At 70.8% G+C, this 12,073-nt stretch carries 10 protein-coding genes; 3 read left to right on the top strand and 7 right to left on the bottom strand.

Annotated features, from left to right (window positions below; genetic code table 11):
• Window positions 1–181 precede the first annotated feature (181 nt).
• Entirely contained in the window at window positions 182–916 is a 735-nt protein-coding gene (locus ACFYZA_RS14380) for an SDR family oxidoreductase (protein ID WP_388490383.1), read from the bottom strand.
• A gap of 38 nt (window positions 917–954) precedes the next feature.
• Entirely contained in the window at window positions 955–1,179 is a 225-nt protein-coding gene (locus ACFYZA_RS14375; protein ID WP_388490380.1) for an Atu4866 domain-containing protein, read from the bottom strand.
• Window positions 1,180–1,328: 149 nt separating this feature from the next.
• Between ACFYZA_RS14375 and ACFYZA_RS14370 the strand changes: the two genes are divergently transcribed.
• Entirely contained in the window at window positions 1,329–1,955 is a 627-nt protein-coding gene (locus tag ACFYZA_RS14370; protein WP_388490379.1) for a class I SAM-dependent methyltransferase, read from the top strand.
• Complete coding sequence (locus ACFYZA_RS14365) at window positions 1,952–2,863, top strand: NADP-dependent oxidoreductase (RefSeq protein WP_388491003.1); 912 nt, start codon at window positions 1,952–1,954, stop codon at window positions 2,861–2,863. Before ACFYZA_RS14370 ends, ACFYZA_RS14365 begins: the two co-directional genes overlap by 4 nt.
• A gap of 126 nt (window positions 2,864–2,989) precedes the next feature.
• Here ACFYZA_RS14365 and ACFYZA_RS14360 read toward each other — a convergent pair whose 3' ends face one another.
• The 3 genes from ACFYZA_RS14360 to ACFYZA_RS14350 all read right to left on the bottom strand — a co-directional run bounded on the left by ACFYZA_RS14360 (window position 2,990) and on the right by ACFYZA_RS14350 (window position 6,650).
• Entirely contained in the window at window positions 2,990–4,270 is a 1,281-nt protein-coding gene (locus ACFYZA_RS14360; RefSeq protein WP_382595143.1) for a phosphatase PAP2 family protein, read from the bottom strand.
• A gap of 263 nt (window positions 4,271–4,533) precedes the next feature.
• On the bottom strand, window positions 4,534–5,415 hold the full coding sequence (locus ACFYZA_RS14355; RefSeq protein ID WP_388490376.1) for an NAD(P)H-binding protein: 882 nt from the start codon (window positions 5,413–5,415) through the stop codon (window positions 4,534–4,536).
• Between the two features lie 89 nt (window positions 5,416–5,504).
• The gene (locus ACFYZA_RS14350) at window positions 5,505–6,650 is read right to left on the bottom strand and encodes a winged helix DNA-binding domain-containing protein (RefSeq protein WP_388490374.1); all 1,146 of its coding nucleotides are present in this window, start codon (window positions 6,648–6,650) and stop codon (window positions 5,505–5,507) included.
• Window positions 6,651–6,915: 265 nt separating this feature from the next.
• On the opposite strand from ACFYZA_RS14350, the gene ACFYZA_RS14345 reads away from it, so the two are divergent.
• Complete coding sequence (locus ACFYZA_RS14345) at window positions 6,916–8,652, top strand: MFS transporter (protein ID WP_382595134.1); 1,737 nt, start codon at window positions 6,916–6,918, stop codon at window positions 8,650–8,652.
• A gap of 108 nt (window positions 8,653–8,760) precedes the next feature.
• Here the strand turns inward: ACFYZA_RS14345 and ACFYZA_RS14340 are convergent, their stop codons facing one another.
• Both ACFYZA_RS14340 and proP read right to left on the bottom strand, forming a co-directional pair.
• The gene (locus tag ACFYZA_RS14340) at window positions 8,761–9,951 is read right to left on the bottom strand and encodes an MFS transporter (RefSeq protein WP_382598874.1); all 1,191 of its coding nucleotides are present in this window, start codon (window positions 9,949–9,951) and stop codon (window positions 8,761–8,763) included.
• 220 nt (window positions 9,952–10,171) lie between these two features.
• On the bottom strand, window positions 10,172–11,743 hold the full coding sequence (gene proP / locus ACFYZA_RS14335) for a glycine betaine/L-proline transporter ProP (RefSeq protein WP_382598876.1): 1,572 nt from the start codon (window positions 11,741–11,743) through the stop codon (window positions 10,172–10,174).
• Between the last annotated feature and the right edge of the window lie 330 nt (window positions 11,744–12,073).

Below are 12,073 nucleotides of genomic sequence, written 5' to 3'. Positions count from 1 at the left end.
CGGCGCCGGACGCCACCGCGTCCCGGGAATCCTTCGAGCGGTACGGCGCCCAAGGCGTGCGGGACACGGATGGCGGGGGATCCGACGCGATACGCCCCAAGTCACAGCAAATGGCGGCCATTTCTGGCCACAGGTCAGGGTGATCTTAAGCACGGCACGGCCGGGGTTCCACGACGGCGGGTCATTGGGCGCTTGCCGCCGGACGGACGACGATCTCGTTGACATCGACCTGGGGCGGCTGGGCCAGGGCGTAGGCGATGGCGTCCGCGATGGCGGAGGCCGGCAGGGCCACGGCGCGGTAGGTCTTCATGGCCGCACGGGCGGCCGGATCGGTGATGTGGTCGGCGAGTTCGGATTCGGTGACGCCCGGGGAGACGAGGGTGACCCGGATGTTCCCGGTGGACTCCTGGCGCAGGCCCTCGGAGATCGCGCGGACGGCGAACTTGGTGGCGCAGTAGACGGCGGCGGTGGGAGAGACCTCGTACGCGCCGACGGAGGCGACGTTCACGAAGTGCCCGCCGCCCCGGGTCCGCATCAGGGGCAGGGCGGCGGCGATGCCGTGCAGGACCCCGCGCACGTTGACGTCGATCATGCGGTCCCACTCCTCGGTCCTGAGCTCGTGCAGGGGCGAGAGCGGCATCACTCCGGCGTTGTTGACCAGCGCGTCCAGCGTGCCGAAGCGCTCTTCGGCGGCGTGGACGAAGGCGTGCACGTCGGCGGCGTCCGTGACGTCGAGCCGCTGGAACTCCGCGGTGCCGCCCGCCGCGGTCAGCTCCTCGGCCAGCGAGGCGAGACGGTCGGTACGGCGTGCGCCGAGGAGCAGACGGTGGCCGTCGGCCGCGAGCCGGCGGGCGGTCGCCTCGCCGATCCCGCTGCTGGCTCCGGTGATGGCCACGGCCTTGGTGGGCTCGGTCATGCGGAATCTCCCTCTCGGTGCAGGACGAGGTGCTCGTGTTACAGCACGCCGTCGCGGATGTCGCCCGTCGCCGTGAACCCGGAGTCGTCGACGTAGTCGATGTGACTGCCCGTCAGCGTGTAGCTGCCCGTGTAGGCGCCGCGCCGGTTGCCACGGGCCTCGTCGTACCGGCCGTCGGCCCGCAGTTCCTGGCGGATGTGACCGTCCGCGGTCACCCACATACCGACCACGTCCACGTGGTCTTCCTGCGCTTTCCCTGTCATGGGGCTCCCCTGGATCCTGAAGACGGGTACGGGTTTGCTTGCCCGACCGAGTCTCGTCAGGTGCGGGGCGGCCCACCAGGACGAGTCCCGCCTGGGTGCGCCACACCCGGGGAGCACCCTCCCCGGGGACCACCTCCTACGCTGAGCCGATGCGCCACGCCCCGGAGCCGTACTGGAACACGAACGTCGCCCGGCACCCCGGCATCCTCCGGGCGGTCCCCGAAGGGTGCGCCAGCGCGTTGGACGTGGGCTGCGGGGACGGGCTGCTCGCCCGCAAGCTCGCCGAGCGGGCGGCCGCCGTCACCGGAATCGACAAGTCGCCCGAGATGATCGCCCGCGCCCGCCGACTGGCCACCGGCCACCGCGATCTCACGTTCGTCGAGGCGGACTTCCTCAGCGCCGAACTCCCCTCTACGGGCTACGACTTCATCTGCTCGGTCACCACGATCCACCACATGGACTTCGAGCCCGCACTCCTGCGCATGCGTGAACTGCTGCGCCCCGGCGGCACGTTGATGGTGGTCGGCCTGGCCCGCGAGGCGAGCGCGACGGAATGGGCGACCATGATCGCTACGGCCCCGCTGGTACGCGTCACGAAGCTGGTGCGGCACGCGCGGAGCCCGGAGGGCATGCCGGTCGCGGCCCCGGAGATGAGCTACGGCCAGCGAGAGGCGGCACAGCGGCTGCTGCCGGGCTTGCGGTACCGCCGGCACGTGCTTCGGCGATACTCGCTGACCTGGTGGAAACCCGGTAACTCTGATCGGAGCGCATGGTGAAGGCAGTACGTTTCAGTCGGTTCGGCGGCCCCGAGGTGCTCGAACTCGTGGATCTTCCCGACCCGCAGCCGGGCCCCGGCGAGGTGAGGATCCGGGTGCGCGCCGCCGGGGTCAACGCGAGCGACTGGAAGAAGCGCCAGGGGCTGCTGGACGAGGGGCTTCCGCAGACCCTGGGGTACGAGGCGGCCGGTGTCGTCGACGCACTGGGCGAAGGCGTCGCGGACGTGGCCGTGGGTGACCGCGTGTTCGGGTTCTCCGGCGAGGGGGCGGCCCAGGCCGAGCTGGCGGTGCTGTCCTGCTACGCGCCGATCCCCCGGTCGCTCGACTTCGCCGGCGCCGCCGCGCTGCCCGCCGCGATCGAGACGGCCACCCGTGCGCTCGACCAGCTCGGCGTCGCGAGTGGCGCCACCCTGCTCGTCAACGGCGCTTCCGGCGCCATCGGCAGCGCCGCGGTTCAGTTCGCCGTCGCGCGGGGCGCACGCGTGATCGGCATTGCCAGTGCGGCGAACCACGAGTACCTGCGCTCGCTGGGCGCCGAGCCGGTGGCCTACGGCGAGGGCCTCGTCGAACGGGTTCGGGCGCTGTCGCCGGACGGCGTGGACCTCGCCCTCGACGTGGCCGGGAGCGGCGTCCTGCCCGAGCTCATCGAGCTCTCGGGGCGGCCGGACCACGTCGTGACCATCTCCGACTTCGCCGGGGCGCAGAAGTACGGCGTCACCTTCAGCAGGGGCGACTCCGGCCGCGCTCTCCATGTGCTCGGCGAGATCGGCGAGCTGATCGAGGCCGGGCGCTTCTCCCTGCCCGTGGCGCGGACCTTCCCGCTCGCCGAGGTCGCCGAGGCTCAGCGCGCCGGCGAGGGCGGGCACGTACGCGGCAAGATAGTGCTGGTGGCCGACGCCGGCGTGTGACCCCCGTGCGGGCCCGGCGAAGGCGCCGGGTCCAGCCGCACGACGGCCGTGCCGCATCCCCACAAGGAAGGGGACGCGGCACGGCCGAGGTGGGGCGGGAAGCGCGATCACACAGCGGATCCGCACTCAGACAAGCTCCGGCTGCGGTCCGGGCTGCCGTTCCAACTGCCGTACGGGGGCGGCCTGCGGCTCCCACAGCTTCGTGGTCCGCATGAAGTAGTGGATCACCGAGAGCGTGGCCAGCATGAGAAGGGGACCGAAGATCCACGGGTGTTCGGCCATCGTCATCGACAGATAGCGATAGGAGAGCAACAGGGCGGTGAAGACAACCGCGCCGTACGCGACCAGCCGCGTTCCCGATCGGTCCCAGCCACGGGCGAGCGAGCGAAGGGCCGCCTCGATCGTGAGCGCGAAGACGACTCCGGCGATGATGTCCGTGCCGTAGTGGTAGCCGAATCCCAGCGTGGCACCGAGCGTCGCGATCAGCCAGAAGGCGCCCGCGATCCGCAGGGCCTTCGGACCCTTGCGGGAATGGATGAAGATCGTGGTTGCCCACGCCGTGTGCAGGCTCGGCATGCAATTGCGGGGGGTTGTCTCATTGAACGGCATATGGTGCGGCACGCTGATGGAAGCCGAATTGGGCCATACATTGGCCACCGCCCAGTGCCCGCCGTCCGCCCCGTAGGCGAAGATGGGCCCGACCACCGGGTAGATCATGTAGAAGGCCGGTCCGAGCAGGCCGATGACCAGGAAGGTTCGCACCAGATGATGCGCCGGGAAGCGGCGCTCGGTCGATACGTTGCGCAGCTGATAAAGGGCGACGACAACCGCGGCCACCGCGAGCTGGATGTATACGTAATCGAGGATGTGGGCGCCGATCGGCCCGGTCGATCTGACGAACCTGCCTATCAGCCAGGAAGGGTTGCCCAGGGCGTGATCGGCGGTCGCCACATACTGGTCGAGCACCGTCGGGCGGGTCTTCGACGTGATGAGCAGCCAGGTGTCGCCCGTCTTACGGCCGGCCACGAGGAGCAGTCCGAGTCCGACGCCCTTCAGGAGCAGGACACGTTCCTGACCGGTGCGGCGCGTGAGCGCGATGACCACACAGGCCAGAATCACCCACAATGCGCCGTTGCCGAACATCATCTTGGCGTCGAAGGCCCAGCGCACCAGGAAAAAGGCGATGTCGATGCCGACAGCGGCCGCCACGGCGACGGCCCGTTCCCGCCAGGTGAGCACCACCATCATCAAGGCCATGCTGGCGTACAGCAGCGGCCCGGATTTGGGGGCGAATATGACCTCTTTCGCCTGGTTTGTTATCGGCCCCGGCTGGCCGTAATGACGCGCCGCGATCTCCAGCACGATGAGGAACCCGAGGGCCACCACGACCACCGCAGCCCAGATCATCGCCCTCGGTTGACGCCAATTGGACGGAATTCTGTAATTTATTCGGGAAAACACCCGCGATGATATCGTTGTCAATTGTTTGGCCGATTTGTTAGATGTTGGTTAACAGGTCACTCTTCGTACTGGCTACGTTCTTCATCGTGATGTAGAGGCGCTGAGGACGGTGTCATCAGCGCCGATCATGTTATCCGAGTGATGTGGGTGGTTTTCGCTGGTCTTGGGGGACCTGGGCGCCCGTCAACGCGGGGTGGGGCCGCCCGTACTTACGACGCGTCCTCGATACGCCGCCGCAGGTGGTCATATGCCCAGGCCGCGAGGGTGGTCGGGGTCGTGCTGTGGATCGTGCGGGGCTGTTCGGGGACGAAGTCTCCGCGCAGTCCGGTGGACATGCCGAGGACGGCCTCGACCATTTTGTCGGGCATCCCGGCCCGGCCGAGCTGGGTGCGCATGGCGTCGTCGGAGACGCGCTCGACGCCGATCCGCCGCCCGGTGGCCGAGGTGAGGATCTCCGCGACCTCGCTCCAGGTGAGGTCGGCGGGTCCGTGTACCGCCTGCACACAGCGCCCGGACCACTCGGCCGACAGGAGGCGCGTGACGGCCACCTCCGCGATGTCGCGGGGTGCCACCCAGGCCATGGGCTGGTCGAGGGGCAGGACCACCTGGAGGTGTCCGGCCCGTACGGCGTCGAGTTGCAGCTCCAGGTTGGTGAAGAAGTAGCCGCAGCGAAGGTGGGTGACATCGACGCCGGTGTCGTCGAGGGCGGTTTCGGTGAGGGCCAGCCCGTCGATCTCCCCCGCGCCGCCGCGCTTCTCGGCTCCCACACTGCTCTGGAAGACGACCCGGCCGATCCCGTTCTCGGTGACGGCCCGGACCACGGCGGAGGTCGCGCGGGCGTAGTCGGCGAGGGGGTCCGGGCTCGCGGTGCTCGGGTCGACCCAGAACAGGGCGTCCACATCGCGGGTGGCGGCGGCCACCGTGTCCGCGTCGTACTGGTCGACCCGCACCGCGTCCACCTCGTCCCGGACCGCCGGGTCCAGTCGGGCGGGGTCACGGAGCAGGACACGCGGCCGGACGCCGGTCCGGACCATCGTGGCGACGACATGGCGACCGACGTTGCCGGTCGGCGTGGTGACTGCGATCTGCATGGCTTCCTCCCATTCGACGGCTCTCGATGCCTCGGCCCCAGGCTAGGAGCCGAGGCGGCCAGTACCCGTCCTACTTCGGTCGGCGGCCGTCACCGCGTCGCGGGCAGCAGCCGCATCTCGGCCTCGGGAAGCCTGGCCCACCAGTGGTGATGGCGGCTGTACGGCGTCGCCTCGCGACCGGCGAGAAGTGCGCCCAGCGACTCGGCCTCCTCGGCGAGCCCGTCCCAGACGGCCCGCGTCAGGGGGTGGAAGGCCGTCGCCTCGACGCCCCGCGCCGTCGGCCGCCACACCCCGGCGACGTACCCGTCCACCAGCAGGGTGGGAAGGACATCGCCGTTGTTCCGGATCACCAGGGGCCGGTACGCGGCCGGGATCACCCGGTCCCGGTCGGCGTAGGCCAGCAGGACGCTGTCCCACATCGCCATGAGCCGGGGCGGGGCCGGGGTGTCCGCGGGCGGACGGGGAGCGTCGGGCAGGTCGAACAGGACGAGGCCGTCCGGGCCCTGGACTTGCTCCACGGCACCCTCCAGACCGCGCAGGGCCTCGCGGACGGTTGCGCGCCGCATCATCACGAACTGGGCGGCATCCGCCACCGAAGCGGGCCCGAAACCGGCCAAGTAGCGCAGGATCAGGGCCCGTAGCGCCTGCAGGTCCGGCTCTCGGCCGGTGAACGCGGGCCGGGGCGCGGCCGCCACGAAGGAGGGCCGGTAACCGAACGACCAGGGGTCCTTCGCCGGGGCGTGGTGCAGGGGCGCGTACGCCCTCAGCCCCCACCAGCCGCCGTCACCGCGCTCGGCTCCGAGCCGCTCCTCGACCCACGCCCGCATCTCGGCCATGGTCCGCGGCCGCTCGGCGAAGGCCAGCAGCTCCGGCACCAGCTCCTCCGCGTCCGCCGGCGTCAGCCCCGCCGCGGCGAAGCGGTAACCGAGGCGGGACGCGTACAGCGTCGGCTGCATCGCCGCGCGGAAGACCGGATAGTCCTCGGCGAGTACGGCGTGCAGCGTGATCCGCATCAGGGTCGCCTTGACCACCGTCCGCCGCGCGAAGGCCTCGTCCAGCTCGGCCGGGTCGAAACCCGAGAGCCGGTTCCAGAGCGCGATGTAGGGGGACGCCGGGTGCTGCGCCTGCAGGGCGACCACCTGCCTCAATCCGTCCAGAGGAGTCAACTCCGCCCGCCGCAGGAGAAGTTGACGGCTCAGGGTGGCCCGGTTGAGTGCACGCTCGGTGACCTTCATGGCCCGGATTCTGCCGCAGCCGGACCCTGCACTCCCGTACCGCTCCACCGGCGCTGCATGCCGGAGCGATAGGGATGCCTACGGCTTCCGGGCGTGGGACGCAAGGCAATGGCAAGGTCAAGCGCTTCCCATCCAGGTCAAGTTTCGCGGAGATACGGAATTCATAAGGGCCCGCCGGAATAGTCGCCTGGGGAAACGGGTTCAAGCCACACGTACCCCGCCCAGGGGCCGCCGCCGACCTCTCCCTGCCTCCGGAGGCTCCGTAATGCCCCAGCCGACGACCGACCAGCAGGCCGCACCACGCGGCATACGCGGTGTCGTCCCCGTACTCGCCTTCGCCGGTATCACGGTCGCGGTGATGCAGACCCTGCTCGTGCCGGTCATCAAGGACCTGCCGGAGCTGCTCAGCACCTCGCCCTCCAACGCCACCTGGGTCATGACCTCGACGCTGCTCGCCGGCGCCGTGGCGACCCCGATCATGGGGCGGCTCGGCGATCTCAACGGCAAGCGCCGCATGCTCCTGTTCAGCCTCGCCATCATGGTGATCGGCTCGTTGATCGCCGGCTTCACCAGCGATCTCGTCGTGATGATCGTCGGCCGCGCCCTCCAGGGCTTCGCGATGGGCGCCATCCCGCTCGGCATCGGCCTGATGCGTGACGAGCTGCCCCGCGAGAAGCTCGGCTCGGCGATGGCCCTGATGAGCTCCTCCATAGGCGTGGGCGGCGGACTCGCCCTGCCGGCCGCCGCCCTGATCGCCCAGCACGCCGACTGGCACGCCCTGTTCTTCAGCTCGGCGGGCCTGGGCGTGGTGGCCATCGTGCTCACCCTCCTCTTCGTGCCGGAGAGCAGGGTCAAGGCGGAGGGCACCTTCGACGTGCTCGGTGCGCTCGGCCTCTCCACGGGCCTGGTCCTGCTGCTGCTTCCGATCACCAAGGGCAGCGACTGGGGCTGGGGCTCGACCACCACGCTCGGCCTGCTCGGCGCGGCCGTCCTGGTCCTCGTCCTGTGGGGCGTGATGGAACTGCGCGTCAAGGCGCCACTGGTGAACCTGCGCACCACCGCCCGGCGCGAGGTACTGCTCACCAACCTCGCCTCCACGATGGTGGGCGTGGCCTTCTACGCCATCTCCCTCGTACTCCCCCAGCTGCTCCAGCTGCCCTCCGCCACCGGTTACGGTCTCGGTCAGTCGATGGTCGTAGCCGGTCTGTGCGTGGCGCCGCTCGGCCTGACGATGATGCTGACGGCCCCGGTCTACGCCCGCCTCTCGGCCAAGTACGGCCCGAAGACCACCCTCATCCTCGGCATGCTGATCATCGCGATCGGCTACGGGGCCGGGCTCGGCCTGATGAGCGCGGCCTGGCAGACCATCATCATCTCGGTCGTCGTCGGCGCGGGCATCGGCCTCGCCTACTCCTCGCTCCCGGCGCTGATCATCGGTGCGGTCGACCCGTCCGAGACGGGCGCGGCGAACGGCCTCAACACCCTGATGCGCTCGATCGGTACGTCGGTGTCGAGCGCCGTCATCGGCATGGTGCTCGCCAACACCTCGCAGAAGTTCGGTCCGGTCGCGGTGCCGACCATGCACGGCTTCCGCGTCTCGTTCCTGATCGCCACGGCAGCGGTGGCCGGCGGCCTCGCGCTCGCCGTCTTCCTGCCCAAGGGCCGTCCCGCCGCCAAGCCGCAGCTGCGGGCCAGCAGCGAGGAGGACGCGGTGCTCGAGCGGGTCACCGAGGCGCTCGCGGCCTTCCACGGCCAGGTCGTCGGCGCGTCCGGCGCGCCCGTCGCGCACGCCAAGGTCACGCTGATCGACCGCCACGGCCGCCAGGCGGGCTCCGCGCACACCGACGAGAGCGGCCGCTACGCGGTGCCGGTGCCGCAGGGCGGCGCCTATGTGCTGGCCGCGACGGCCGCGGGCCACGCCCCGCTGGCGTCCTCGGCCACCCACCACGGGGGCGAGGGCCCGGTCACGGTCGACCTGGCGCTGCCGGTGCCCGCGCTGTAGTCACCGGAATCGCACGGCGGACCGTCGGGCCCTCGGCGATCCGTGTGCGCTCCCGAACCGGGAGCGGGGCCCTCGGCCGGGCGGGAACCTCCCGCCCGGCCGAGGGCCTCACGCCTTTTCGCGTACCGGCCGTCGCAGCAGGTAGGCGGCCGCGAAGCAGGCCAGCACCGCCATGCAGCCGATGAACACCAGCCCCGCCCCCTCCAGGCCGAGCGGACCCACCAGGACACCCACCCCGATCACCGGCACCGAGATGCCCGTGTACGCCACTACGAACAGGGTGGAGATCACCGCCGCGCGATGGTGCTCGGGGGATGCCTGGGCCACCGCGGACAGCGCGGCACGGAACGTCAGGCCCTGCCCGAAGCCGCCGACGAGCGCGCTCAGCACGATCAGCCACAGCAGGTCCCAGCGGAGCGCGCCGGCCAGGAGGGCGAGCCCGGCCAGGAGCGCGACGCAGCCCGCGGGCAGGGACCGTCGCAGCCCCAACCGGCCGACGGCCAACTGCCCGCCGGTCGAGGCGAAGAAGGCGAGCGCGACGACAAGTCCGCTCGCGGCGTGGTTGTGGACGTTCAGGGACTCGGCCAGGAAGGCGGGGCTCACCGATGTGAACACCCCGAACAGCGCGAACCCCACGAACGACGCGATGGCCGCGGGCACGAACACCGGACGCACCCGCGCGGGCAGCCCCGGCCGCTGCGGCCGCGCGCTGCTCAGGGACTGTCGCTCGCGTACGGTCTCCGGCAGCCACAGCAGTACCGCGACCGAAGCGGCCACCAGGGCCAGGTGCACGATGAACGGCAGGCTCAGCGGGTGGCCCGCGTACTGCGCGAGCAGTCCGGCGAGCAGCGGGCCGCAGCCGAGGCCGCCCATATTGGCGGCCGTCGCCACGAACGTGGCGCGCGCGGCGCCGTCACGCGGCGCCAGGTCCATCACGTACGCGGTGGCGGCCCCGGTGAACAGTCCCGCCGAAAGCCCCGAGAACAGCCGCCCCGCGTACAGCCAGCCGAGGCCGTTCGCCCAGAGGAAGCAGGCCGCGCTCGCGGCCGCGAATCCCAGGCCGCACAGCAGCACCGGCCGTCTGCCCACGGTGTCCGACACGTTGCCCGCGAGCAGGAGCACGCCGATGACCCCGAAGGCGTACACGGCGTACACGATCGTGACCGTCAGCTCGGAGAAGCCGAACTTGTCCTGGTAGAGCCCGTAGAGGGGGGTGGGAAGCGTGGTGCCGGCCATGCACACGGCGAACACCGCCCCGCCGAGCAGACATTGACGCCATCCTCGAAGATCACCGTCCATGGCACCGACGGTAACTCCGCGGGCGGCCCCGCTCCGGCCCGGGATGGCGGGCGCGCCGATACGGAGTCCCGAGCTGCCGTACGGCACCCCGGCGGGTCTGGCACACCAGGTGCTGGCGGCCCCTCCGGTGCGGGCGTGGAGGGACCGGCCCGTGGGCAACTCCCCCGGCGCCGGCGGGCGTAGGCCGCCTGGACTTCGCCGGGGCCGGGGCGGAGGCGGATCAGTCGGGCCGGCCCTTCCGGTCGTCCGCCTTGCCCTTTCGCTCGGAGCGGTGCGGCAGGTGGGGCAGATGGCCCTGGCGCAGCTGCAGCCAGACGTCACGGGCCCGGCGGCCCGCGTGGGTGCGGCTCTGGGCGACCAGCTCGCGGGCCTCCTCCTCGGACTCGACCATGGCCGACGAGCCGCGCAGCGGCTTGCCTGCGGTCTCCCGCAGGAACAGTGCCGAGATCACCCCGATCACACCGGCCACCATCAGGTAGTAGGCGGGCACGAGTTCATTGCCCGTGGCGTTGACCAGTGCGGAGGCCACCAGCGGGGTCGTGCCGCCGAACAGGGACACGGAGAGGTTGAACGCGAGGGACAGGCCGCCGTAGCGCAGGTGGGTCGGGAACAGGGCGGGCAGCGTGGCGGCGCTCGTCCCCGCGAAGCAGACCAGGAGCAGGCCGAGGACGACGCAGCCGATGGCGGGCAGGACGATGCCGCCCTGCCGGATGAGCTGGAAGACGGGCACCGCGAGAACGACCATCGCGATGCCGCCCCACAGGAACAGCGGCCGTCTGCCGTAGCGGTCCGAGGAACGGCCGACCGCGGTGATGGTGAGGACGACGAGCACCATCGTGCCGAGCACCAGGAGCTGCGAGGTGAGCTCGGACTGGCCGAGGGTGGTGCTCATGTAGGTCGGCAGGTAGGACGTCACCATGTAGTTGGTGACGTTGTAGAGCAGCACGAGCCCGATGCACACGAGCATGGCCTGCCAGTGGTGGGTGAAGACCTCCTTGAGACGGCCCCGCCCCGACATGCGCGCCTGCTCCAGACGCTCCTCCTCCTCGGGCGTCGCGCCGCCCCGCGCCGCCGCCTGCCGTCCGCGTTCCTCGGCCTCCTGGAACGCGGGCGTCTCGTCTAGCTTGAGCCGCATGTAGAGGCCGATGAGGCCGAGGGGCCCGGCGATGTAGAACGGGATCCGCCAGCCCCAGTCGAGCATCTGGTCCTCCGACAGGACACCGGTCAGCACGGTGACCAGGCCGGAGCCGAGCGAGTACCCGACGAACGTGCCGAAGTCGAGCCAGCTGCCGAGGAAGCCCCGCATCCGGTCGGGCGAGTACTCGGCGATGTACGTGGTGGCCCCGGCGTACTCACCACCGGTGGAGAAGCCCTGTACGAGTCGGCAGACGAGCAGCAGGATGGGTGCGGCGAGCCCGATCGACTTGTATCCCGGCAGGAATCCCACCGCGAAGGTGCTGATCGCCATCATGATCATGGTGACGGCGAGGACCTTCTGGCGTCCCACACGGTCGCCGAGCGGCCCGAACACGAGGCCGCCGATCGGCCGGACGACGAAGGCCGCGGCGAACGTCGCGAACGTCGAGATGACCTGGGCGCCCGGCGAACTCGACGGGAAGAAGACCTTGCCGAGGGTGGCGGCGACATAGGCGTAGACACCGAAGTCGAACCACTCCATGGTGTTGCCGAGCGCGGCCGCCGACACGGCCCTGCGCACGGCCGGCTTGTCGGCCACCTTGACGTCGTCCGCGCTCAGGCTCTTCTTGCGACGGCGCAGCAGCGTCCGCACCATGCGCTCGGTCTGCGGGCTCCCCGAGCCGAACCCGCGGCCTCGATGACCCGGGGGTGTGGGCCCCGGCCTGCTTGATTTCATGGGCACCTGTGCGTCGTCGTCGGTGGCTGTGGCGTTGTGGAGCATGTGTCGGGCGATGTACGCATACTGCCGAGCACCGGCCGAATGTCCGGTACGCGGCATACGTACCCCAACTTTCCACTGCTGGCGCGCTACGCGCACCGCAAGCGCCGACGCGGCGTGTCGGGCCGAGCCGCACCGACGGCCGCTTCACGCCGGTGAACGAGCCCGCCGACGAGCGGCCCGCCGGGGGTCGCCCGGAGCCTGGTT

The sequence above is a fragment of the Streptomyces sp. NPDC001828 genome, from assembly GCF_042892175.1.
GTDB lineage: Bacteria > Actinomycetota > Actinomycetes > Streptomycetales > Streptomycetaceae > Streptomyces.
This window is presented reverse-complemented; position numbering and strand designations above follow the sequence as displayed.